Below are 22,805 nucleotides of genomic sequence, written 5' to 3' on the forward strand. Positions count from 1 at the left end.
AAATTGTTAAATTTCATATATTTACACACTAGACAATTTTTAAACATCTATTAAGATAAGGCAATATTTAGGAGTTCATCAGGATGAACCAACGGTTGTAAAAATAAAAATTACATACCGGAATAAATAGCCCCTGCCCCTACTTAGGTAAAATGCTGTGAATAAAAAATTAGAAGCTCTGTTCCAGGAAAAGGTACAAGGTAAAGTCATCTTAGTGACAGGCGCCTCAAGTGGAATCGGTTTAACGATTTCCAATAAACTTGCTGACGCTGGTGCGCATGTTTTACTGGTTGCCCGTACTCAAGAAACATTAGAAGAAGTCAAAGCAGATATTGAAAGCCGTGGCGGTCAGGCATCAATTTTCCCATGTGATCTAAATGACATGGAAATGATTGATCAGGTTTCTAAAGAGATTTTAGCTTCTGTTGACCATATTGATATTTTAATTAATAACGCAGGTCGTTCTATTCGTCGTGCCGTTCATGAGTCTTATGACCGTTTCCACGACTTTGAACGTACTATGCAATTGAACTACTTTGGCGCTGTACGTTTAGTGCTCAATATTTTGCCTCACATGATTCAACGTAAAGATGGGCAAATTATTAATATTAGTTCGATTGGTGTATTAGCAAATGCAACCCGCTTCTCGGCTTATGTTGCTTCTAAAGCTGCGCTTGATGCATTTAGCCGTTGTCTATCGGCAGAAGTTCATGCACATAAAATTGCAATTACTTCAATTTACATGCCTTTAGTGCGTACACCAATGATTGCGCCAACCAAGATTTATAAATATGTACCGACTCTCTCACCTGAGCAAGCAGCCGATTTAATTGCTTATGCGATTGTGAAACGTCCAAAACGTATTGCAACTAACTTAGGCCGTTTGGCTTCTATGACCTATTCAGTGGCCCCTGGCATTAACAATATGTTTATGTCGATTGGTTTCCGTCTGTTTCCAAGTTCAGACGCCGCAAAAGGCAAAAAAGCTGAAAAACTTAACTGGGTGCAAAAAGCATATGCACGCATTTTCCCTGGTGAGCATTGGTAATTTAAAATATTCAGCGAGCTTAAATAAAAAAGCGCCTCATGAAAGGCGCTTTTTTTATTTGGTTCTATTTACGTATCTAAAAACTCGACATGCCCTGTTTTAACATCGTAAATCGCGCCAACAATCGCTATTTCACCACGATCCAGTAAGTCTTTAAGTACCGTACTGTTATTAATAATATATTGGATATTGTAGTGAACATTCATAGCAGTTACCTGATTTACGAAGGTCTTGTTTAATTCACGGGGTTGCATAATGTCATATACGCTTTCTACCGAATGCATGAGCGGACCAAGCACATATTGAATATGTGGCATCTCTTTGACATCGGAGATTTGCTTTTGCTGTAAGCGTAACTGACATGCACTCGTCACTGCACCACAGTCAGTATGGCCTAAAACTAAAATGACTTTTGAGCCTTTGGCCTGACAAGCAAACTCAAGCGAGCCTAATACCTTTTGACCTGCAATATTACCTGCAATCCTTAAACTAAATAGATCACCAATGCCCACGTCAAAAATCATTTCAGTTGGAGCACGTGAGTCCATACATCCCAAAACGGCAGCAATTGGATGCTGGCCTTCATCTGCAGTAACACGAATTTGGCGATAAATATCACGTTGCAAGCGCTCATTTTTAACGAAACGTTCATTTCCTTCTTTAAGTAAAGTAATGACTTGCTGTGGACTTAGTTTACGTTGTAGATCTCTCGTACTAATGTAGATATCCAGTACTGCATCATCTACCTCTTCATAGTGCTGCTTAAATCCAATAAGCTTAAGGTCGACTTGGCGTTTAACTGCCGTCTCATTTTGATAGTCTTGAATGACTTGATAAATATCCGGATCAATCGAATCACATTGAGTGGCATCAATAATCAACTGCTGATTTTTATGAACATGTTCTAAGGCAGAAATGAGTGCGGAACGATTCAGAAATGTCACTTGTGAAGGAAGCTCAATACGCGTCACGATTCCATGTAAATGCTTTTCTTTATAAACACGAACACCTTTATTGAAGTTGCCATATAAAATAAATGCACTACTGGTAAATAGCCCCACCAAGATTCCGGTTAATAAATCTGTTAGCAAGATTGCAACCAAGGTAATAATGAATGGTAAAAACTGTCTCCAACCTTTTTGGTAAAGCTGTTTGAATAACTTTGGATGAGTCAGTTTAAAACCAGTCACGATCAAAATTGCTGCAAGTGCAGACAAAGGAATCATGTTCATGAGTGGGACAAAAAATAGAATGGCAAGCAGTAACAACACACCGTGAATAATGGTTGAGCATTTACTACGTGCACCTGTATTGGCATTTACAGAACTACGGACAATCACTGAGGTCACTGGCATTCCGCCAATTAAACCCGACACAATATTACCTGCTCCTTGCGCCCATAACTCACGATTAGGTGGAGATGAACGCTTTTGAGGATCAAGCTTATCGGCCGCTTCTAAATTTAGTAATGTTTCTAAAGATGCCACGATCGCAAGTGTAATGGCTCCAGTATAAATTAATGGTTCAGCTAAATAGCTAAAGTCAGGAAAAACCAATACCTCTTCTGGTGCTTGTAATATATTTGGTAGTTGAATCAAATTATTACTTTGCACAGCCCATGAAGAACCGATACTTATTAAAACAAAGTTAAAAACTGCTGCGAGTACCACGGCAATTAAGGCAGAAGGCAACGCTAACTTTTTAAGTGGGCTACTGTCCCAAGCTAAAATTAAAAATAAGCTCAGCAGTCCAATCAATGCTGCTCCAGCATCAAATTTTTGGATAAACGTATCCGGTGTAGCAGTCCAAACTTCTTTCCATGAAAAATCAGTCAACCCAAATAAATAAGGTAACTGTGTCACAATCAGAATGGCACCAATGGCTGCCAACAATCCTAAAATGACATTGTTTGGAATAAAGTTGGCAAAGAAACCCAACTTAAATACACCAAACAGAATTTGTAAAATTCCTGCAAATACAATACACAATAAAAAGGCGGCATAATTGCCGCCTAATTGATCGAGTTGTACAAGGATGACCGCAGTCAACCCTGCTGCTGGGCCAGAAACGCTGATGTGAGAGCCACTCAGCAGGCCAACAATAATTCCACCCACTATTCCAGCAATAATGCCAGAAATAATTGGAGCACCTGAGGCTAAGGCAATACCCAAACATAAGGGTAAGGCCACGAGAAATACGACCACTCCCGAAAGGAGGTCGTTTACGTGAAATCTATTTTTCAGTTCTAAAGCCGGCATAAAAACAACCATTTATAATATAAAAAAACAATCAATTTTTAATGTAACTGCCTGAAAGTGAGGAACTTACTTCAAGGCTTTATCGATATTGTCTGACAACTGAATCGGGTTAAAGTTGAGTTATGCTATAACGTTGTATAGTTGATTGTAGATTTCACGACGTTTTTGTTGATCTTAAGATTCACCTCATCTTTATGAGCGTGATGTTTTAATAAAACATGGCACTAGCCATTTAGAAGACGATTTAAAAACAATAAAAAAAGCCTCCCGTTTAGGAGGCTTTTTTAGGTTCTCTAAAGGCTCTTATTTAGAACCCTTAATTCCTGCTTGCAATAATAATGCACCAAAACCACCAATTTTCTGCTCTTGTGGTTTTTCTTGCTTATTACGCTGCGGACGTTCAACTTGATCTTTACGCGGTTGTGGACGTTTACCTTGTGGTTTACGCTCAGAACGCTGTTCGTTATTTTGTTCACGACGTGGTGGACGCTGTGCTTTCACAGGTGCCGCACCTTCTGCACGCATACTCAAGTTCACACGGTTACGTTCAACATCAACTTGCATAACACGCACTTGTACGATCTGACCTGGTTTTACCACTTTATGCGGGTCAGAAACGAACTCATTGGCTAATTCAGAGATATGAACCAAACCATCTTGATGCACACCAATATCAACAAAAGCACCAAAATTCGTCACATTCGTCACAACACCTTCAAGCTGCATACCTTCAGTCAACTGAGCAACTTCAGTAATGTCTTCACGGAATTTAGCTGTGCGGAATTCTGGACGAGGGTCACGGCCCGGTTTTTCAAGTTCTGCTAAAACGTCTTGAATAGTTGGCAAACCGAATTTGTCATCAACAAACTCTTCTGCTTTAACCTGACGAATAATTTCGGTATTACCAATAATGTCTTTTACCGTTGTAGCTTTTGCTGCAACAATTTTCTCAACAAGACCATAACTTTCAGGGTGAACAGCAGATGCATCTAATGGCTCTGAACCATTTTGGATACGTAAGAAACCAGCAGCCTGTTCAAAAGTACGTTCGCCAAGACGCGGTACATTTTTAAGTGCCTGACGTGTGTCAAAACGGCCATGCTCTTTACGGTATTCAACAATTTGCTGTGCAATTGCTTTATTCAAACCTGCAATATAAGCCAAGATTGCTGGTGAAGCAGTATTTACATCTACCCCAACAGCGTTCACACAGTCTTCTACAACCGCATCAAGCGTTTTTGCTAAACCAGTTTGGTTCACATCATGTTGATATTGACCTACGCCAATCGACTTCGGATCAATTTTAACAAGCTCAGCAAGCGGGTCTTGTAAACGGCGCGCAATAGAAACTGCACCACGGATTGAAACATCAAGCTCTGGCAGTTCCGCCGCAGCAAGTTCACTTGCAGAGTAAACAGAGGCGCCTGCTTCACTTACGGTTACGCGAGTTAATTTAAGATCTGTATTTGCAGCCATCATTTCAGCTACAACAGCTTCTGTTTCACGGCTCGCAGTACCATTGCCAATAGCAATAAGCTCGACATTGTATTCACGACATAGACGTGCAAGCTCAGCAATTGAGCCTTCTTTATCTTCTTTAGGCGCAAATGGATAAATCGTGCTATGTGCAAGTACATCACCAGCTTCGCTTACCACAGCTAGTTTCACACCAGTACGAATACCAGGGTCAACACCCAAAGTCGTACGGCTACCAGCTGGCGCTGATAACAATAAGTGACGAAGATTTTCAGCAAACACCTGCATTGCTTCTGCTTCAGCAGCAAGACGTTTTTCTGTAAGTAATGAATGCTCGATTTGAGGACGAACTTTACCTAACCAGAATAATTTTGCAGTTTGTTTTAAGAAATCTTGACGTGTTTGTGGCTGAATCTGATCAAGGTTGTATTCAGTTTCAATACGAGCCAATGGTGCATCATCTGCGCCATCAACTTTTAAACCAAGTACGTTTTCTTGGCGGCCACGTAACATCGCCAATAAACGATGTGATGGTAATTTGTTTAGGCCTTCAGAGAATTCAAAGTAATCGCGGAACTTTTTGCCCACTTCTTTCTTCTCTTCAGATGCAACAGTACTTTTTAACACTGCTGTTTTTGCGAAAGTCGCTTTTAATTCTGTAGTAAGAGGAATGTTTTGTGCCCAGTCATCAATCAGAATATGCTGGATTGCGTCTAACTGACTTTCAACGTCCGGATAGTCTTCATGACTAAAACCAGCCAATGCTTCTGTCGGATCAATTTGTTCTGAAATAATTTTTTCGGCAATTGGTCCAAGGCCCGCTTCTTTTGCCTTGAAAGATTTGCTCGTACGTTTAGGACGGTACGGCGCATAAATTTCTTCTAAAGCATTTTTTGTTTCGGCTGCATTCACCCGCGCCAACAAGTCATCATTCAATTTATTCTGTTCTTGCAATGACTGAATGACCTTTTCACGGCGCTCATATAAATCACGTAAATACGCTAAACGAGTATCTAATTGGCGTAACTGCGTATCATCTAAACCTTGTGTTACTTCTTTACGGTAACGGGCAATGAATGGAACACTGGCACCTTCATCAATTAAGCGGATGGCAGCTTCTACTTGGTTTGGACGTACGGCAAGCTCACTTGCCAACTGCTGAACTAAGTCAGTCATCGTGTTTGATCCCACAAGGATAAAGTTTAAAAGCACTGATTATAAAGACCAAGACCATAAAATCCACACTTGTTTGCGTATTCAAAACGTTTTTTTGTATTGACTATGAATTTTTCACATTCTTATGGCTGTAAAAAAGTTTTTTCTGTGACTCATTTGGGCCTTTAAGCTAGCCTTTTACCTTTTAAAAAATATGAAATTTATAGGTTCTTCTTTAATTAAAGAAAATTTTTAATATAAATTATGAGAAAAAGAACATATTGATACATTGCCAGAACGATCAAAATATAGTTTTTCTTATCTTTCTAAATAAATTATTAAGTTCTCATACTTAAACCACAAATGAATAAATTAAAAGTTAGAACTTAAAAACCGGAACTCATTTTTAAAATAATTTATTTGAAACAAATATTTATTAGAATTTAATTGATAAGAAAGAGGTAAATAGCCAAATATTTGAGTTTTTCTTTAAGGCTTTGCTAAATTATGGGCATAAGATGTTGTTTTTTGGTTTCAAGCCCCTACGAAAATTGTAATTTTGAGCAAATTGATACATAGTCTTAACAAGAACATCGGCATTATACTGAGGGCTTGTTGGCAATAAGCCTAACCGATCCAATAATATATAAATTATGACTTTAAAAGGGAGTACATCATGAGTTTAGTTGTACCTGCTGAACATCCTGAAACCGTACATAACGAAACGGATCGTGTCGAGCGCATTTTAGTGGTCGATGACGATGTGCGTTTACGTACCCTCTTGCAACGTTTTTTGGAAGATAAAGGCTTTGTTGTAAAAACTGCCCATGATGCCTCACAAATGGATCGTTTATTACAACGTGAGTTATTTTCACTTATCGTGCTCGACTTTATGTTGCCCGTTGAAGATGGTTTAAGTATTTGTCGTCGTTTACGTCAGTCAAATATTGATACTCCAATTATCATGTTAACTGCACGTGGTAGTGACTCTGACCGTATTGCTGGTCTTGAAGCCGGCGCAGATGACTATTTACCAAAACCATTTAACCCAAATGAACTTTTAGCACGTATTCGCGCAGTATTGCGTCGTCAGGTACGTGAAGTCCCGGGTGCGCCAAGCCAACAAGTTGAAGTGGTTAGCTTTGGTCCATGGTCTCTAGATTTATCTACACGTACACTGACTCGTGAGGGTCAAATCGTTACGTTGACTACAGGTGAATTTGCCGTATTAAAAGCTTTGGTACAGCATCCACGTGAACCTTTAACACGCGACAAGCTCATGAACTTGGCTCGTGGCCGTGAATGGGGTGCAATGGAACGTTCTATTGATGTTCAAGTGTCTCGTTTACGCCGCTTAATTGAAGATAACCCGGCACGTGCACGTTACATTCAAACTGTATGGGGCGTAGGCTATGTGTTTGTTCCGGATGGTGCTGAATAAGCTTGAGATAAAATAGAGTGAGTTTAGAGCCAATACCACCGCAAACCTTTACCGACTACGTTGCGTACTCAGAGCGTAAACGGACCCGATGGGAACGTTTTCTCGATAAGATTAAGCCACGTTCTGCGGCCATGCGTACCACAATTTTGGTACTGCTGGTGGTACTCTTTAGCTTATTTATGTCATTGTGGTTTTTTTGGCGAACCCTCTATTTACCTGAAATTCAGCAACATGCACGCTATCTAGCAGTTGAACTAGAACTGGTAAATAACCCTAATATTCGTATTTTTCATCGCGATAGCGAAGTTGACGTCGACACATGGTTACGCAATCGGGTTGGCATTGAATATGTCACGAACCCCAAAGAATATCCAAGTGTCCGCGATAAAATTATTGCCGAGTTTTTTACCAACCAAGTTGAGCAAAAACTGGCAAATGAAATTGGCGCAAAAGACGTTACTGTCTATTTCCAATTTAAACCTAGCCCACGTATCTGGATTCAAACGCCAGAAATGCATGGTAACTGGGTTCGTGAACCTTTAAAAACCTATGCCAACTATAGCCCCGAGCTACTGGTAGGCTGGGTTGTGGGTGTCCCATTAGTTTCGGCCATCATTATTTTAATTTTGGTTCGACAAATGAACCGACCATTACGTCGTTTGCAAAATGCTGCCAACGAATACAGTAAGTCTGGAACTGCACCTTATTTAGATACTAACCACGGCCCTTTAGAAATTCGCCAAGTAAACCAAGCATTTAACCGTATGGTATATACGCTTGAACAAACTGAACGTGAAAGACGCATCATGCTAGCGGGAATTTCACATGATTTAAGGACTCCCCTTACACGTATTCGTTTAACTGCAGAGATGCTACCTGATGAGTTTCTACGTGAAGGTCTGGTTTATGACGTAGATGATATGGATGCGATTCTAAATCAGTTCATCTCATATATGCGCGATGGTTCAGATGAGGAATTAAAAGACACTAATATCAATATTCTTTTACAAGAATTGGTGGTTCAGTTTAAACCCCTTGATATTCGCTTTAACATGCAGGATGTTCCTATTATTCCTGCACGCAGCCTCTCTTTAAAACGACTTATTGCCAACCTCATTAATAACGCAAAGCGTTATGGTGCTGAACCAATCGAACTCAGTGCAAAGGTTGAAAATGAACATATTTTAATTACGGTTGCTGACCATGGTGAAGGCATTCCAGAAGATCAAATTGAAGAATTAATGCAGCCTTTTGTAAGAGGCAACTCGGCTAGAACGATTCAGGGAAGCGGTTTGGGTCTTGCCATTGTTAAACGTATTGTCGATATTCACCAAGGTGAAATACAGATTCACAATCGTGAACAAGGCGGTTTAGAGGTTATTATTTCTTTACCAATTCCAAAACCCGCCCCTGAAGAAAATACAACACACAATCCTTTAGAAAAAATCAAACAAACTTTAAGTGAGCGCTTTTAATTTGAGCAATTGAACATTTAAAGCGCTATTTTAAACCCTAAAAAAGACAATAATAATCAATATATTAAAAATCATAAAAATAAGTTATACCCGCATTTATTTAAAAAATTAGACCTTAGCCTAACACCTATGCACTTTTCATTTTTTCATAGCTAAAATCCGGTATGTTTTGACAATATTGAGGATGTCCAATGTCTTTAAGTCGTATTCGCCTAGCTTCTCTTCATGACAAGGTCATCAGTGCTGAACAAGCTGCGCAATTCATCGAAAATGGAATGACCGTTGGTATGAGTGGTTTTACTCGTGCCGGTGAAGCTAAAGCTGTTCCACAAGCACTTGTAGAGCTTGCAAAAAAGAATCCGTTAAAAATCACGTTAATTACGGGTGCTAGCTTAGGTAATGACTTAGACAAACAACTCACGGAAGCAGGTGTTTTATCTCGTCGCATGCCATTCCAAGTGGATAACACTTTGCGCCGCGCAATTAACAACGGCGAAGTCATGTTTATTGACCAACACTTGTCAGAAACTGTTGAGCAAATGCGTAACCAGCAACTTAAACGTCCAGATGTTGCGGTCATTGAAGCAATCGCGATTACTGAAGATGGTGGCATTATTCCAACAACTTCTGTTGGTAACTCTGCAAGTTTTGCGATTTTTGCCGAAAAAGTAATTGTTGAAATCAACACTTCTTTAAGCGAAAGCTTTGAAGGTTTGCACGATATCTATATTCCAACTTACCGTCCAACACGTACGCCAATTCCATTAACAAAAGTGGATGAACGTATTGGTACAACAGCTATCCAAATCGATCCTTCGAAAATTGTTGGTATTGTCTTTAACGATACACATGACTCTCCATCGACAGTAACTCCACCGGATGATGAGACTCAAGGCATTGCCAATCACCTTATCGCATTCTTTGAAAAAGAAGTGGCTGAAGGTCGTTTACCGAAAAACCTTGGTCCACTCCAAGCAGGGATCGGTTCAATTGCAAACGCTGTACTAACAGGTCTAAAAGATTCTAATTTTGAAGACCTCATCATGTACTCAGAAGTACTACAAGACTGTACTTTTGAACTAATTGATGCAGGCAAAATGAAATTTGCTTCTGGTAGTTCAATTACGCTTTCAGCAAAATGTGGTGAAAAAGTTTTTGGTAATATCGAAGCTTACAAAGACAAATTAGTGCTTCGTCCACAAGAAATTTCTAATCACCCTGAGCTTGTACGTCGTTTAGGTATTATCGGTATTAATACTGCACTTGAGTTTGATATTTACGGTAACGTGAACTCAACTCACGTGTGCGGTACTAAAATGATGAACGGTATTGGTGGTTCAGGTGACTTCGCTCGTAATGCGCACTTGGCAATCTTTGTAACCAAATCAATCGCTAAAGGCGGCGATATTTCCTCTATCGTGCCAATGGTGAGTCACGTTGATCATAGTGAGCACGATGTTGATATTTTAGTGACAGAGCAAGGTTTAGCAGACTTACGTGGTTTAGCACCTCGTGAACGCGCTCGCGCTATTATCGACAACTGTGTACACCCGCTTTACCGTGATGCATTAAATGACTACTTTGATCGTGCATGTGCTAAAGGCGGACATACACCTCACTTACTTCGTGAAGCATTGTCTTGGCATGCAAACTTCGAAGAAACAGGCCAAATGCTTCAACCAACACCAGTTGCAAAATCAGCTTAAGACATACTTTTAATTTAAGCACTCCTACGGGGGTGCTTTTTTATTTGTGTAAATTATTCACAAACTACTGCTCAAGTTCGAATTTTTATTTTACCTTTTCAATACATCAAAACAAAAAGTAGAAATCCATATGTTCATTATTCGCCAATTTACAAATGCAGATCTGGATGATGTGGTCAATTTATGGGAAAGCTGTGGCCTAACTCGCCCTTGGAATAACCCTGAAACGGATATTTTTAGGAAAGTTTCGCAGCAGGATGATTTATTCCTCGTTGCTATTAAGGATGAGCAACTGATTGGCACGCTTATGGGCGGCTACGACGGCCATAGAGGCTGGATTAATTATCTGGCTGTTCACCCCCACCAACAACGCTTAGGAATAGCCACAGCGCTTGTTCAACAGCTTGAGAAGCGGCTTATGGCGCGTGGCTGTCCCAAATTACAATTATTAGTGCGTAAAGATAATCTAAATGTGTTGAATTTTTACGAACAGCTCGGCTATGACGAAGTAGAAGCAGTATGTTTAGGAAAACGTCTTATTAGTGATAATCCTCATGACTAAAGGCGCCTCTTCAAATGAAGAGCCTTTAGGAAATAAAGCCAGACCTTGGGATAACTCACTTTACTTGTGGATAAAATGAGAGTTATACACAAGTGAAGTCATTCTACTCACGAATCAAATAAATAGGCATGAAAAAAGCCCCATACTTAAAATATGGGGCTTTTTCGAATATGGTGGCGAGACCCAGGATCGAACTGGGGACACACGGATTTTCAATCCGTTGCTCTACCAACTGAGCTATCACGCCGATGGCCTGTATTAAGCCGTATCTCAGAACAATAGTCAACAATTATCCTGAGTTTTTGATTTAAATGAGTATTTTTTATACTCAAAAAAAATCCCTGATGGGATCAGGGATTGAAAACACAAATAATGGTGGCGAGACCCAGGATCGAACTAGGGACACACGGATTTTCAATCCGTTGCTCTACCAACTGAGCTATCACGCCGAAGTGGGCGTATTAAACAATGTTTATAGGAGGACGTCAAGCAACTTCCGCATTTTTTGTAACAAGTGTTTAATTTTAAATCACAAGTGCCGTAAAAATAGGATTTTAGCTATGCAATTTACCAATATGAGCTAAGCAGCGATGAATTGCACCACAACCTGGCTCAAAAATTTTAACGCCTTTTGCTTCTTCTATACGACAAGCTTCTTCAACTAGACGCTCTGCTACTCCGCGTCCACGATTTGCAGGGTGTACAACTATATATTCAAGCACCTTGCTTTCACCTTGTCCTGAACACCAGATTGCACCTATAATTTTGGTGTTAAATTCGGCAGTGTATAGCGTGGTATACTGTTGTAAATCTTGTTCAAGTTGTTCAATCGCATCGTGCCCGTCACCAAACTCCGGACTTGTGTCATACAGTCGCTCAAGCTGATCGCGGATCTCTGAATTATCTAGAGAACTATAAGCATGTACGGTAATAGGCATTGATTAACCCTCCTGAGCAAACTATGATGCTGTCACGAATTCGTCACAGCGAAATTGTCGTTAACATCCAATCATTTTTGACGTTTTTTGAGGAACGTGTCCATGACGCAACGTATCAGTGAAGTGGTTAGAAATACCAATGAAACCAAAATTCGAGTTCGTTTAAATCTCGATGGTACTGGTCAAGGCACACTAAACACCGGAGTTCCATTTTTAGACCATATGATTGATCAAATCAAGCGACATGGCTTATTTGATATCGATATTCATTGTGATGGAGACTTAGAGATTGATGATCACCATACCGTAGAAGACTGCGGTATCACGCTTGGACAAGCTTTTGCACAAGCTTTAGGTGATAAAAAAGGTTTACGTCGTTATGGGCATTTTTACGCGCCATTAGACGAAGCTTTATCTCGCGTGGTTGTAGATTTGTCTGGTCGTCCGGGTTTATTTATGGATATTCCATTTACTCGCGCGCGCATCGGTACCTTTGACGTAGATTTATTTTCCGAGTTTTTCCAAGGTTTCGTAAACCATGCGCTTATGACCTTACACATCGATAACTTGAAAGGTAAAAATAGCCACCATCAAATCGAGAGTGTATTTAAAGCACTAGCTCGTGCTTTACGTATGGCATGTGAAATTGATCCACGTGCTGAAAACACGATTGCATCGACAAAAGGTAGCCTCTAATGACACGTATCGCATTGCTTGATTATGGCATGGGTAATCTGCACTCAGCCGCTAAAGCACTTGAGTATGTAGGTGCAACCGTCGATGTGACAAATGATCCAAAATTAATTGCACAAGCCGACAAAATTGTTTTCCCGGGTGTTGGGGCAATGCGTGACTGTATGCAAGGCATGCGTGAAGCAGGGATTGATGAAGTTGTACGCAAAGCAGCTTTTAATAAGCCTGTTCTTGCAATTTGCGTAGGCATGCAAGCATTGCTACAAAGTTCTGAAGAAAACGGCGGTGTAGATGCCTTAGGTATTTTTGACGGGGTAGTAAAACACTTCCCTCAAATGGAAGGTTTAAAAGTCCCACACATGGGCTGGAATCAGGTTCACCAAATGGACCCAAGTCACCCGATGTGGAACAACATTGAACAAGATGCTCGCTTCTACTTTGTACACAGCTACTATGTTGAACCTAAAGATGAAAATCTTGTGGCTGCCACATGTGAGTATGGCGTGAACTTCTGCACAGCAATTCACAAAGATAATTTATTCGCGACTCAATTCCACCCAGAGAAAAGTCACACTGCTGGTTTGCAGTTACTGAAAAACTTTGTGGAATGGAATATTTAATTCGATTCAAAAACTAAAACAGATCAGGTCAAGATAGCCTGATCTGTTTTTTTATTTATAATAATAACCAATCATTTATAGAATGATATTTTATTCAACAAAATATTGAATATTCATACTTTTAAATAAAACCAAATGATTAGGATAAACACAATGAATTCACCTTTTGAAAATCAACCACTTCAACAAGATTCACCGTTTAAGGCAAATGGTCGTTTTGGACGACTCTCTTATGCAGCTTGGACATTCTTATTTACGCTAGTCCTTGTTACCGCCATTCTACTTATTATGTTTACTTTTGGTTTTACAAACCCTGAAGGTGCCCCAGACTTTTCTACGCCTGGCTTAATCTGTATAGCAATTCTTTATATAGTCGGTATTTATATTAACTTCGTATTTACCATCCGCCGTTTGCATGACCGCAATAATACAGGGTGGCTCTCTTTACTGATGCTAGTACCGGTCGTGAATATTGGCCTTGCCATTTATTTATTCTGTGCAAAAGGAACTGAAGGTCCTAATGATTATGGACCTAAGCGTCCAACGCCAAGCTGGGAGCGTGTTTTAGGCTGGATTTATATTGCCCTTATTCCGCTTGCATTAATTTTTGGTGTTATTGCCGTAATTATGGCTCCAACCTATGAAGGTTATGTCGAGAAAAGCGAAAGTATTGTAATTGGTAGCCCATCTCAGTCTGAATAATTTTTAAAGATGTACATAAAGCCTAGTTCTCTAGGCTTTATTCATATATAAAGTGAATAGCCCTATTCATTTGTACGCTGTTAAATATGTCTGAAGCCTCTGCCCTTCTTGATAAAACTTCTATTCAGCAGCTCCCTCCTTTTGAAAATCTTAACCATCAAAATATTGTGGTGATTGAAAATGGCGAGCAATGCAAAGCTATTGAAGAAGAATTAAAAGCAGCGACCTTTTTAGGATTTGATTCTGAATCTAAACCTACTTTTCAGGTAGGTGAAGTATCAACTGGCCCACATTTGATTCAGCTGGCTACAGAACACCAAGCCTATTTATTTCATGTCAATTCATCAACTTTAAAATTTTTACAGCCCATTTTGTCTAATCCAAAACAAATTAAAGTCGGGTTTGGGCTTAAAAATGATAAGCATATTTTTCACAAAAAAGGCATAGAGCTTGAAAGCTGTGTTGACCTTGCTAAAGGTTTTAGCCACTTTGGTTTTAAACAACAAATGGGTGTACAAAAAGCCGTAGCACTATTGCTTGGTCAGTATCTTGCCAAGTCGAAGAAAGTCGGAACTTCAAATTGGGCGCGAAAACCACTTACTTCACAACAAATCAGTTATGCAGCTGCTGACGCCTATGCTGCCCTATTGGTATTTCTCGAGCTTAAAAAAAGAAAAGTATTACCGATACATATTTCTGAAAAGATTCAAACCGCACTTCAAAGGTAAAGTTATAAAAGTCTTTTCTAAGGCTTAGCGATTGATCAATACTTTGCTAAGATGTGCACAATTTCATAAACATGATGAAGCAAGGAGCGAAAGCATGCTAATCATTCCAGCAATTGACCTGAAAGATGGTAAATGTGTGCGTTTAAAACAAGGGCGTATGGAAGACGATACCGTTTTCTCTGACGATCCGGTTGCAACTGCCCAGCATTGGGTAAATGAAGGCGCACGACGTTTGCATTTGGTGGATTTGAATGGTGCTTTCGCAGGTACGCCTATTCATAAACCTGTTGTTGAAGCGATTGCAAAAGCTCAGCCAGAATTACCAATTCAAATTGGTGGCGGTATCCGCTCATTAGAAACGATTGAACACTATTTAGAAGCTGGTGTGACGTTTGTCATTATCGGTACTAAAGCCGTTCAAGAGCCTGAATTTGTAGAAGAAGCTTGTAAACGTTTTGCAGGCCACATCATTGTCGGTATTGATGCCATGAATGGCATGGTTGCAACTGACGGTTGGGCAAATGTTACTGATGTGAAAGCAACTGATTTAGCAAAACGCTTTGCAGATGCAGGCGTGTCTAGCATTGTTTACACGGACATTGCTCGTGATGGCATGATGCAAGGTGTAAATGTTGAGCAAACTGTAAACTTGGCTCAATACTCAGGCTTACCAGTCATTGCGTCAGGTGGTGTAACCAACCTTGATGACGTTCGTAACTTAAAAGGCCAACCGGGCATTTTAGGCGCGATCACAGGCCGTGCAATTTATGAAGGTACTTTAAACCTTCGTGAAGCTCAGCTTTTGTTAGATGAAAACCGTCTTTAATTTTTTAAGATGTAAAAAAGAGCCTGTTTAGGCTCTTTTTTATTTTTTGATGATCTTTAGTTTAATAATCTTTCTAAATCAATCACCTCATCTGCAAGCTCCATTGCATAAGGTGAATGTGTAATCATAATTATGGACGGAACAACTTGCTGAATATATTCAAGTATATTTTTGGCAGTATCTACATCTAAAGCTGCTGTCGGTTCATCTAATATGATGAGTTGTGGACGAGCTAAAAGACCTCGAAGAATACAAATTCTTTGTTTTTCTCCTCCTGAAAAATTCTTATAAATTTCAGTTAGATCATCATCGAGTGTTAACTGATGCTTTTTCAAAATATGCGATAAGTTAAACTGCTCAAGCATCTGTAGTAAATAAGAGTCTTCGTATATATGTTGAGAGTTATAGACTAGATTCTCTCTTAAAGAATAAGGGAAAATTATAGGTTGCTGGGCAACATAGACCACTTCATTAAAAATATGTTTAGAAAAATTATGACTAATATCAATATTTTTATACAAAAGCTGGCCTGACTGAATCTGATATACCCCCACTAAATAATTCATCAGAGAAGTTTTACCTAGCCCTGTTTGTCCAATCACGACATACGTTTTATTGGTTGATATTGTTAAATTAAAATGATCTACGTTTCTTTTTCCTAATGAAAATTTAGCATTTATAAATTGGTAGAGAATTTCCGTATCTTTAACAGTGGAGTGTGTATATTGCTCTTTATTCAAATTAAAGTACTGCCGATATTTTGCTAGAGCAACAAAATTTCCATTTAAGCGCATCAAACTTTGGGAAACCGCCAGAAACGGATTGGTGAGTTGAATAATATAGGTACTTATCAATACAAAAGAACCAGGGGTCAATTGCTTTTCAGTGGAGAGAAATACTGTAAACAACATAAACATGAGTAAGAATAAGAAGATCATGAATAATTGAGAAATCATCAATAGTCCTATTTTCTTATTCCTATCTTTGGCTGTAGTGATATACAAATTTAATGTTTCATTAAACTTTGATAATTGAAACGGTACTGCATTTTTTACTTTAATTTCATAGGAATTCGAGATCTGATGTATCAAATGGCTATTTACCTGATTATTTTTTTGATACATAGCATCAAATAGTGAACTACTTTTTTTATTTATATGAAATGAAACTAGAAAAATAATAATAGCTACCACTAAAAAGCTAATACTAAAAAGTAAACTAATGGTCGTGAATAAAACTGCGAAAATCATAACCAATTGAAAAATAATTGGCCCCACATGAAGAAGCAATGTGAGGTTAACCTCACCAAAAGCAGAACTCCCTCTTGTAAGATCACTAATTACTGCTCCTGCCTCAATTTGATCTTGTTCTTCTTTTTTAAGATTTAAATAATTTTTTAAGCCCGCAAAAATTAATGCTCCTTTGAAATCGACCATCAAATAAGCGCTAAAAATATTTTTGGTCCAGTTACACAACTCATTCGCTAACCATGCTATAGCGTAGGCAAGTACGATGAAGTATAAGAAATTAAATGGAAACTGAATATCGAGCAGAAAGTTATATTCATGTGCAGAATAATCGATAATAATTTTCAGCAAGTAAGGTAATAATGTTGTAAAAAATGCTGAAAACAACACTAATAAAAACATGAGAAGCATACTACTCTTTTGTTTCACATAGTTTTCTTTAGAAATATTCCATATAAATTTATAGTTTTGAATATCTTGCGAACTTAATAAAAACTTCATTTCTGTATCTTTTTTCTATAAAAACGAGTTAAAAATAATTCTTTTACACAAGAAATATCATAACTTCCTTATTTATTTTTATTCGTGTTTTTTATTTAAAATTAGAATTATAGATTTCTAAAGCCGAACATATTTGTCATATAAGCTTCTATAAACTGTATTATTTTTAAATATCTGGTGTTTATTTAAAAATTAAATTTTTAATCAATACACCACATTACGAATAAATTTAAGTACTTGGCTACCGCTATTGATATAGGTATAAGTCACTGAACTGGCAAAAATAAAAGATGAACCAGCCGCTATGGTTTTTGAGCTGTCTGTAAATTGTATGGTCAATTCGCCTTCTAACACATAAATCAGTTCTTGCCATCCTTCGGCATCGGCTTCAGCAACATAAGACTCCCCAACAGCCAAAGACCATGTCCAAAGTTCAACTTGAGAACGGGAAGGAACTGAAGCAAGAAAAGTTGCCTTGCTTTCTTCCTTTTCACCTTGCCAAGCGAGTGCATTTACTAGGGCATGTTCTTTTAGCTCAGGCGCACTCACAATTGTTCTAAAATCTACTCCCAACACTGCCGCAATCGCATCGAGTTTAGCTAAGCTAATGTTGACTTGGCCTGTTTCCAAAGCAGCAATGGTACGTCTACTTACACCTGCCCGATCAGCCAAGTCCTGTTGGCTTAAACTGTGCTCATCTCTTAATGAACGGATATTTGTGCCTACATGTTGTAAAACGCTACTCGACTGGCTCATAAAATAGATGAATAAAGAAAATTTGAGCAATATATTGCACAAAACAGAAGAATAGCGCAATATGTGCAGTATATTGCACAATTCCCTTTAGTTTGAGTATGTCACCAACTTATCTGAGTTCAAGCAAAGTTCCTCAATTAGCTCTCATTTTGATTACGGTCATTTGGGGTGGAACATTTCTTACTGTGCAGTACGCACTGAATTTTTCATCACCTATGTTTTTTGTCGGCTGCCGTTTTGCCGTAGCTGCCTTAACGCTATTACTTATTTCATTAAAGAGCATGAAAGGCGTTACATTAAAAGACTTGGGCGCTGGCAGTGTAATTGGTCTTGTGATTGCGGCTGGCTATGGCACGCAGACAATCGGCCTGCAAACCATTCCAAGTAGTGAGTCGGCTTTTTTAACGGCGCTTTACGTTCCGCTTGTTCCTATTTTAATGTGGCTCATATTTAGAAAAACTCCACATATCATGACTTGGGTGGGAGCAGCTCTTGCTTTTACTGGCCTTGTTTTATTGACGGGTAATGGTTTTAAGCAAATTTCTTTGAGTTTTGGACAGCTTTTAACAGTGCTCGGCGCCATTGCGATTGCCTTAGAAATTATTTTTATTAGCTACTTTGCTGGAAAGGTAAATTTGCGTCGCGTCACCATTATTCAACTTGGTGTCGCCTCTCTACTTTCTTTTGCCATTATGCCTATAGTAGGTGAACATACAATTCCAGCATTTTCATGGCCTCTAGTACTCATTGCTGTTGCATTAGGCTTAGCAAGTGCACTCATTCAATTTGTAATGAACTGGGCTCAACGTGTGGTTGACCCTTCGCGTGCTGCAATTATCTATGCAGGAGAACCTGTTTGGGCAGGCATTATTGGTCGAATTGCAGGTGAGCGTTTACCAGTTATTGCCCTTTTTGGGGGTGCTTTAGTGGTGTTAGGTGTTTTAGTCAGTGAGTTAAAAATTAAGCTGCCGATTAAGAAAAACAAAAGAGTCCGAGAATAAAAAAGAGAGCTTAACGCTCTCTTTTTTATTTATTAAGGTTGATACATCGGACGGTTATCATTTAACGCAATCAAACCGCGAATTGCACGATATACAATCCAGATCCATGCTGCTGCGATAACACCCACACAGAACACAGTCGATGAGATCGCAACGCCTGCAAATAGATCGGTATTTTCACCCGTGAAGAACAAGAAAATAAACGGCAGAAAGGCAATAATATTCCAAGCGAGATACCACCAGAATGTTCTGATTTGCCATGTAAAGTGGCTCGCGAAAATCGACCCTTGTACATCAGAACGTTTTACGTAATTAATAATTAAAGCAATAATCGCAAGTAAGCCGCCCGTAAAAATAGCAACAATATAAAGTACATATAAAATAAGTGTTAAAGTACGATTTGGATCTTGGTCGATAGAACTATTCATTTTTATACCTCTCAAGTTTAATAAAACAATTTACTTTTATGATCCCCGCAAAACGTTTAAAGGAGAAATTAGCCACAAAATCAAAAGTAAATGAAAGAATATGGTACAAAAATAAATCTTACGAAATGGTTGTTTTTGTGTTTTATGTCTCAGTTTTTGTTGTGCCCACCACGCAGCTGGCCAGCCTCCTAAGAAACTGACAATGTGCAAAGTCTGCTCAGGAACACGGCGATTGCCCAATTGCGCTGCTTCTTTATCTTGTGAATATAGCCAATAACTTAAGACATTCATCATTAAGACAAACAATAAGGTATAAGCTGGCAAAATATGAATAAAACTCATAATGCACATTAAAACGAAATAAAACACAATTCCCATTTGCATAGCAGACCATGGGCTCGCCTGAAAAGAAGATTGTGTTTTTGCAGGCTTGGATGCTTTTCGAGTTTGAGATGCCTTTAAATAAGTGACCTGCTGAGCACGAAAACGGCCTCGTTCATCAAGGATTACCAGATATTCCAGTGCACAACCAATAATTGGCCGAGGTCCGGGGCGTGCAAAATCTTTGATATGCAAAAAGACTCGCTCTTTTTCAGCATCATCCGGCTGAATAAAGCCATAACCCTTTTCGTCGAACCATTCGACTAAACGCCCCTGATCTCGCATCTTTATTCCCTTTTATGCTTTTACATGGCTTAAACGGTCTTGCATCATTGCTCGCATTTCTTGCGGGTCTTTTTGCAAGATGTCATCGCCGGTACGTCCTTCTTCTTTATTTTTTTGAGCAACTTGTAAACGCATTGACCAAAAACGGCAAGCCGCCATTGCCAAGAATACATCTAAACATTCAAGTTCATCTGAAGTCAGCGCACGAATTTTTTGGTATGCCTCTAAATAAGCGTCGACTTTGTCTGAGTTTAAATGCGCTGCTGGATATTCGGTACAAAAATCATTAATGGTAATCGCAATATCAAAAAGCAACTCATCTTGATTTAACTCGTAAAAATCTAAAATACCTTGTAGTTGCTCGCCTTCAAACAAAGTATTGTCACGGAACAAATCTGAGTGAATAAAACCTGTCGGTCGATTTGAATACTGCGCTGTTTTCGCATTAAAGGCTTGATAAACCTGCTCAAGTAACGTTTGGTCATCTTGAGTCATATTTGGTTTAAGCTGCTCTGCAACACCTGTCCAATATTGATGATCACGGCGATATTCGCGTTCAAGCGGAAAATCTTGTAAAGCTACATGTAGCTTCGCCTGTGCATCTGCAATTGCAGCAACTTGGGCTACTGTAGTTTGCATGGGATGGTGTCCCATTAAACGTGGTGCAATTTGTGCAGGCTTACCCGCAATAAAGTGAACCGCTTGGCCGCTGTGCTTTAATGGCACGGCAACGGGTACATCATGAGTACCTAACTGCTCAAGTACAGGAATAAGTTCACCTGCACCTTGTGCATCTAACTCTTCAAATACGGTGAGTACATATTGTTTGCGGTTTACATCAACCAGAAAATAATTGGTGTTTTGAATACCTCCCTGAATTGGGTTCAGCTCCAACACCTCTAATCCATAAGGTGCAGCAAAGGTGCGAACTTCATCTAAACTCAACGGGGTATAAACCGACATGGAAAACCTGCAAAAAACATCTGTGAAGTTTGATAGAATACCTCTTCCCTCCATGAAGGTGTAGCGCCTGTGTAGGAACTTTCACCAACGGCGATTATTTTTGGAAAAAGCTATGCTTGCTAAACGTATTATTCCTTGCCTAGACGTTGATAACGGACGCGTAGTTAAAGGCGTTCAATTCCTCGATATTCGTGATGCGGGCGACCCAGTTGAAGTGGCACGTCGCTATAACGAACAAGGTGCAGACGAAATTACTTTCTTAGACATTACCGCTACACATCATGGCCGCGATACCACTTACCGTACTGTTGAACGTATGGCCGAGACTGTATTTGTGCCATTAACTGTCGGTGGTGGTGTACGTAAGGTTGAAGATATTCGTGCGTTATTAAATGCAGGTGCAGATAAAGTGAGTATTAACTCGGCTGCCGTATTTAACCCTGAATTTGTTCAAGAAGCTTCTCAGCATTTTGGCGCACAATGTATTGTGGTTGCGATCGATGCCAAAAAAACTGGTGACAATAAATGGGAAATCTTTACTCACGGTGGCCGTAAACCAACGGGTATTGATGCCATTGAGTGGGCTGTGAAAATGGCTGACTACGGTGCCGGTGAGCTACTCATTACCAGTATGGACGCCGACGGTACTAAAGCGGGTTACGATATTGCTTTAATGCGTGCCATTAATGACCGCGTTACCATTCCAACCATTGCTTCAGGTGGTGTAGGTAACTTACAACACCTTGCAGATGGTATTTTACAAGGTGGTGCCGATGCAGTATTGGCAGCGAGTATTTTCCACTTTGGCCAATATACAATTCCAGAAGCTAAACAATATTTGGCTGAACAAGGCATCGAAATGCGCTTGTAAGCTTATTTATATTTAAAGGGGCAAGATGCCCCTTTAATTTTTTATGCAGCACCTTCTATCGCATTTACATCACTAACGAGTTTAGGCTGTTCTTTTTTCTCGACCCATTTTGCTGGAAAGATTTTTTCTACAACTTGAGAGAGTGGCCTAGCAAGCACAGTAGGTAACCGTATCCCCAAAGGGTTTTGTTCTTTTAAGTCTGCTGAAGACACCACACGTGTTCCCATCACATAGTCAAACCAAGGTTTGGTCACACACCAATTGGCATCTTGGTTAGAGTTCATATGGTGGTCGTAATGCCACGGAATTTTACGCTTTGCCCAGTCAGGCTCTAAATGTGCACGGCGATGAATATAATAATAATTACCAGCACTGTACCAAGCTGCAAGTGCCATGCCTTTTGAAAACGGGTAGAAAATTGCACTTGAAACGGTTGCCACCACGGCAAGTGAAATTAACTCATTTTTGGTTCGCCAGTTTCCAACGCCCTCAACATAACAATCATCATGAAACTGTTGTTTACGGACTTCGCGATGATGCGCCCAATGCGACTCCATACTTTTCGGCACTGGGCTATAGCGCGGTTGTCCGGCACGGTGTACACCATGCAAAATATATTTGTGTGCCACCCATTCAAATGCATTGGCAACTGCAATTCCGGCAATAAACCCTTTTAACATCGCTTTACTCCTTTTTCTTTTTATTCAGCATATAAAATTCGTTATGCTAGGTATTGACCAGAAT

22 protein-coding genes and 2 tRNA genes are annotated in these 22,805 nt (G+C 39.4%); 13 read left to right on the top strand and 11 right to left on the bottom strand.

The genetic code is table 11. From position 1 onward, the window contains the following. The first annotated feature begins 157 nt into the window (after positions 1 to 157). Positions 158 to 1,048: an SDR family NAD(P)-dependent oxidoreductase gene (locus NQ782_RS06205; protein WP_001035486.1), complete on the top strand. Its 891-nt coding sequence runs from the start codon at positions 158 to 160 to the stop codon at positions 1,046 to 1,048. Positions 1,049 to 1,116: 68 nt separating this feature from the next. Here NQ782_RS06205 and NQ782_RS06210 read toward each other — a convergent pair whose 3' ends face one another. Both NQ782_RS06210 and NQ782_RS06215 read right to left on the bottom strand, forming a co-directional pair. Further along, entirely contained in the window at positions 1,117 to 3,306 is a 2,190-nt protein-coding gene (locus tag NQ782_RS06210; protein ID WP_004833634.1) for a bifunctional SulP family inorganic anion transporter/carbonic anhydrase, read from the bottom strand. A 303-nt stretch (positions 3,307 to 3,609) separates the two neighbouring features. Then, positions 3,610 to 5,958, bottom strand: coding sequence for a Tex family protein (locus NQ782_RS06215; RefSeq protein WP_086231082.1), 2,349 nt, complete (start codon positions 5,956 to 5,958; stop codon positions 3,610 to 3,612). Between the two features lie 655 nt (positions 5,959 to 6,613). Here NQ782_RS06215 and ompR point away from each other — a divergent pair. From ompR to NQ782_RS06240, 5 genes are all read left to right on the top strand, one after another. Then, entirely contained in the window at positions 6,614 to 7,378 is a 765-nt protein-coding gene (gene ompR / locus NQ782_RS06220; RefSeq protein ID WP_000060753.1) for a two-component system response regulator OmpR, read from the top strand. A 17-nt stretch (positions 7,379 to 7,395) separates the two neighbouring features. Continuing rightward, entirely contained in the window at positions 7,396 to 8,853 is a 1,458-nt protein-coding gene (locus NQ782_RS06225; protein WP_000051217.1) for an ATP-binding protein, read from the top strand. Between the two features lie 27 nt (positions 8,854 to 8,880). After that, complete coding sequence (locus NQ782_RS06230) at positions 8,881 to 9,009, top strand: hypothetical protein (protein ID WP_085940512.1); 129 nt, start codon at positions 8,881 to 8,883, stop codon at positions 9,007 to 9,009. A gap of 35 nt (positions 9,010 to 9,044) precedes the next feature. Then, the gene (locus tag NQ782_RS06235) at positions 9,045 to 10,559 is read left to right on the top strand and encodes an acetyl-CoA hydrolase/transferase family protein (RefSeq protein ID WP_000059344.1); all 1,515 of its coding nucleotides are present in this window, start codon (positions 9,045 to 9,047) and stop codon (positions 10,557 to 10,559) included. Positions 10,560 to 10,689: 130 nt separating this feature from the next. Continuing rightward, positions 10,690 to 11,121, top strand: a complete 432-nt coding sequence (locus NQ782_RS06240) for a GNAT family acetyltransferase (RefSeq protein WP_000469967.1) — start codon at positions 10,690 to 10,692, stop codon at positions 11,119 to 11,121. Positions 11,122 to 11,292: 171 nt separating this feature from the next. Here NQ782_RS06240 and NQ782_RS06245 read toward each other — a convergent pair. The 3 genes from NQ782_RS06245 to NQ782_RS06255 form a co-directional block, all read right to left on the bottom strand. Continuing rightward, positions 11,293 to 11,368: transfer RNA gene (locus tag NQ782_RS06245), tRNA-Phe, on the bottom strand. Between the two features lie 126 nt (positions 11,369 to 11,494). Further along, positions 11,495 to 11,570 (bottom strand) — tRNA-Phe (locus NQ782_RS06250). Between the two features lie 105 nt (positions 11,571 to 11,675). Next, positions 11,676 to 12,059 (bottom strand): GNAT family N-acetyltransferase, encoded by a 384-nt coding sequence (locus NQ782_RS06255; protein WP_001123235.1) that lies wholly within the window; start codon positions 12,057 to 12,059, stop codon positions 11,676 to 11,678. A gap of 102 nt (positions 12,060 to 12,161) precedes the next feature. Between NQ782_RS06255 and hisB the strand changes: the two genes are divergently transcribed. The 5 genes from hisB (at position 12,162) to hisA (ending at position 15,628) form a co-directional block, all read left to right on the top strand. Further along, positions 12,162 to 12,755, top strand: a complete 594-nt coding sequence (gene hisB, locus NQ782_RS06260; protein ID WP_000194096.1) for an imidazoleglycerol-phosphate dehydratase HisB — start codon at positions 12,162 to 12,164, stop codon at positions 12,753 to 12,755. Next, positions 12,755 to 13,372 carry an imidazole glycerol phosphate synthase subunit HisH gene (hisH, locus tag NQ782_RS06265; RefSeq protein WP_000196732.1) on the top strand — a complete coding sequence of 206 codons (618 nt, stop codon included), beginning with the start codon at positions 12,755 to 12,757 and terminating at the stop codon, positions 13,370 to 13,372. The genes hisB and hisH overlap by 1 nt, the downstream gene beginning before the upstream one ends. A gap of 153 nt (positions 13,373 to 13,525) precedes the next feature. Continuing rightward, a complete protein-coding gene (locus NQ782_RS06270) occupies positions 13,526 to 14,074 on the top strand; it encodes a DUF805 domain-containing protein (protein WP_002048137.1) in 549 nt (182 codons plus the stop codon). 86 nt (positions 14,075 to 14,160) lie between these two features. Next, positions 14,161 to 14,802, top strand: a complete 642-nt coding sequence (locus tag NQ782_RS06275) for a 3'-5' exonuclease (RefSeq protein WP_002048201.1) — start codon at positions 14,161 to 14,163, stop codon at positions 14,800 to 14,802. Positions 14,803 to 14,896: 94 nt separating this feature from the next. Next, positions 14,897 to 15,628 carry a 1-(5-phosphoribosyl)-5-[(5-phosphoribosylamino)methylideneamino]imidazole-4-carboxamide isomerase gene (gene hisA / locus NQ782_RS06280; RefSeq protein ID WP_000905538.1) on the top strand — a complete coding sequence of 244 codons (732 nt, stop codon included), beginning with the start codon at positions 14,897 to 14,899 and terminating at the stop codon, positions 15,626 to 15,628. A gap of 56 nt (positions 15,629 to 15,684) precedes the next feature. Here the strand turns inward: hisA and NQ782_RS06285 are convergent, their stop codons facing one another. Then, the gene (locus NQ782_RS06285) at positions 15,685 to 17,376 is read right to left on the bottom strand and encodes an ABC transporter ATP-binding protein (RefSeq protein ID WP_249476893.1); all 1,692 of its coding nucleotides are present in this window, start codon (positions 17,374 to 17,376) and stop codon (positions 15,685 to 15,687) included. Between the two features lie 204 nt (positions 17,377 to 17,580). Continuing rightward, a complete protein-coding gene (locus tag NQ782_RS06290) occupies positions 17,581 to 18,132 on the bottom strand; it encodes a helix-turn-helix domain-containing protein (RefSeq protein ID WP_000083593.1) in 552 nt (183 codons plus the stop codon). Positions 18,133 to 18,230: 98 nt separating this feature from the next. Here NQ782_RS06290 and NQ782_RS06295 point away from each other — a divergent pair, with 98 nt between their 5' ends. After that, positions 18,231 to 19,133, top strand: a complete 903-nt coding sequence (locus NQ782_RS06295) for a DMT family transporter (RefSeq protein WP_000075494.1) — start codon at positions 18,231 to 18,233, stop codon at positions 19,131 to 19,133. Positions 19,134 to 19,165: 32 nt separating this feature from the next. On the opposite strand, the gene NQ782_RS06300 is transcribed toward NQ782_RS06295, so the two are convergent. From NQ782_RS06300 to NQ782_RS06310, 3 genes are read right to left on the bottom strand one after another with little or no spacing between them, the layout of a single operon-like run. Further along, a complete protein-coding gene (locus NQ782_RS06300; protein WP_001088855.1) occupies positions 19,166 to 19,561 on the bottom strand; it encodes a membrane protein in 396 nt (131 codons plus the stop codon). 36 nt (positions 19,562 to 19,597) lie between these two features. Further along, positions 19,598 to 20,227 (bottom strand): DUF1294 domain-containing protein, encoded by a 630-nt coding sequence (locus NQ782_RS06305; protein WP_001205595.1) that lies wholly within the window; start codon positions 20,225 to 20,227, stop codon positions 19,598 to 19,600. 12 nt (positions 20,228 to 20,239) lie between these two features. Further along, positions 20,240 to 21,190 (bottom strand): homoserine kinase, encoded by a 951-nt coding sequence (locus tag NQ782_RS06310; RefSeq protein WP_000118179.1) that lies wholly within the window; start codon positions 21,188 to 21,190, stop codon positions 20,240 to 20,242. Positions 21,191 to 21,302: 112 nt separating this feature from the next. On the opposite strand from NQ782_RS06310, the gene hisF reads away from it, so the two are divergent. Then, positions 21,303 to 22,061 (top strand): imidazole glycerol phosphate synthase subunit HisF, encoded by a 759-nt coding sequence (gene hisF, locus NQ782_RS06315; protein WP_000880078.1) that lies wholly within the window; start codon positions 21,303 to 21,305, stop codon positions 22,059 to 22,061. A gap of 41 nt (positions 22,062 to 22,102) precedes the next feature. Here the strand turns inward: hisF and NQ782_RS06320 are convergent, their stop codons facing one another. Next, a complete protein-coding gene (locus NQ782_RS06320) occupies positions 22,103 to 22,741 on the bottom strand; it encodes a hypothetical protein (protein ID WP_000911631.1) in 639 nt (212 codons plus the stop codon). Positions 22,742 to 22,805 lie beyond the last annotated feature (64 nt).

The sequence above is a fragment of the Acinetobacter sp. BD54 genome (assembly GCF_044778325.1).
Lineage (GTDB): Bacteria > Pseudomonadota > Gammaproteobacteria > Pseudomonadales > Moraxellaceae > Acinetobacter > Acinetobacter baumannii.

What these genes read in the sequence shown, in the direction of transcription:
- NQ782_RS06210 (WP_004833634.1), bottom strand. Translation starts at nt 3,306, where the DNA reads ATGCCGGCTTTAGAACTGAAAAATAGATTTCACGTAAACGACCTCCTT.
- NQ782_RS06215 (WP_086231082.1), bottom strand. Translation starts at nt 5,958, where the DNA reads ATGACTGACTTAGTTCAGCAGTTGGCAAGTGAGCTTGCCGTACGTCCA.
- ompR (WP_000060753.1), top strand. Translation starts at nt 6,614, where the DNA reads ATGAGTTTAGTTGTACCTGCTGAACATCCTGAAACCGTACATAACGAA.
- NQ782_RS06235 (WP_000059344.1), top strand. Translation starts at nt 9,045, where the DNA reads ATGTCTTTAAGTCGTATTCGCCTAGCTTCTCTTCATGACAAGGTCATC.
- NQ782_RS06240 (WP_000469967.1), top strand. Translation starts at nt 10,690, where the DNA reads ATGTTCATTATTCGCCAATTTACAAATGCAGATCTGGATGATGTGGTC.
- NQ782_RS06255 (WP_001123235.1), bottom strand. Translation starts at nt 12,059, where the DNA reads ATGCCTATTACCGTACATGCTTATAGTTCTCTAGATAATTCAGAGATC.
- hisB (WP_000194096.1), top strand. Translation starts at nt 12,162, where the DNA reads ATGACGCAACGTATCAGTGAAGTGGTTAGAAATACCAATGAAACCAAA.
- hisH (WP_000196732.1), top strand. Translation starts at nt 12,755, where the DNA reads ATGACACGTATCGCATTGCTTGATTATGGCATGGGTAATCTGCACTCA.
- NQ782_RS06270 (WP_002048137.1), top strand. Translation starts at nt 13,526, where the DNA reads ATGAATTCACCTTTTGAAAATCAACCACTTCAACAAGATTCACCGTTT.
- NQ782_RS06275 (WP_002048201.1), top strand. Translation starts at nt 14,161, where the DNA reads ATGTCTGAAGCCTCTGCCCTTCTTGATAAAACTTCTATTCAGCAGCTC.
- hisA (WP_000905538.1), top strand. Translation starts at nt 14,897, where the DNA reads ATGCTAATCATTCCAGCAATTGACCTGAAAGATGGTAAATGTGTGCGT.
- NQ782_RS06285 (WP_249476893.1), bottom strand. Translation starts at nt 17,376, where the DNA reads ATGAAGTTTTTATTAAGTTCGCAAGATATTCAAAACTATAAATTTATA.
- NQ782_RS06290 (WP_000083593.1), bottom strand. Translation starts at nt 18,132, where the DNA reads ATGAGCCAGTCGAGTAGCGTTTTACAACATGTAGGCACAAATATCCGT.
- NQ782_RS06295 (WP_000075494.1), top strand. Translation starts at nt 18,231, where the DNA reads ATGTCACCAACTTATCTGAGTTCAAGCAAAGTTCCTCAATTAGCTCTC.
- NQ782_RS06300 (WP_001088855.1), bottom strand. Translation starts at nt 19,561, where the DNA reads ATGAATAGTTCTATCGACCAAGATCCAAATCGTACTTTAACACTTATT.
- NQ782_RS06305 (WP_001205595.1), bottom strand. Translation starts at nt 20,227, where the DNA reads ATGCGAGATCAGGGGCGTTTAGTCGAATGGTTCGACGAAAAGGGTTAT.
- NQ782_RS06310 (WP_000118179.1), bottom strand. Translation starts at nt 21,190, where the DNA reads ATGTCGGTTTATACCCCGTTGAGTTTAGATGAAGTTCGCACCTTTGCT.
- hisF (WP_000880078.1), top strand. Translation starts at nt 21,303, where the DNA reads ATGCTTGCTAAACGTATTATTCCTTGCCTAGACGTTGATAACGGACGC.
- NQ782_RS06320 (WP_000911631.1), bottom strand. Translation starts at nt 22,741, where the DNA reads ATGTTAAAAGGGTTTATTGCCGGAATTGCAGTTGCCAATGCATTTGAA.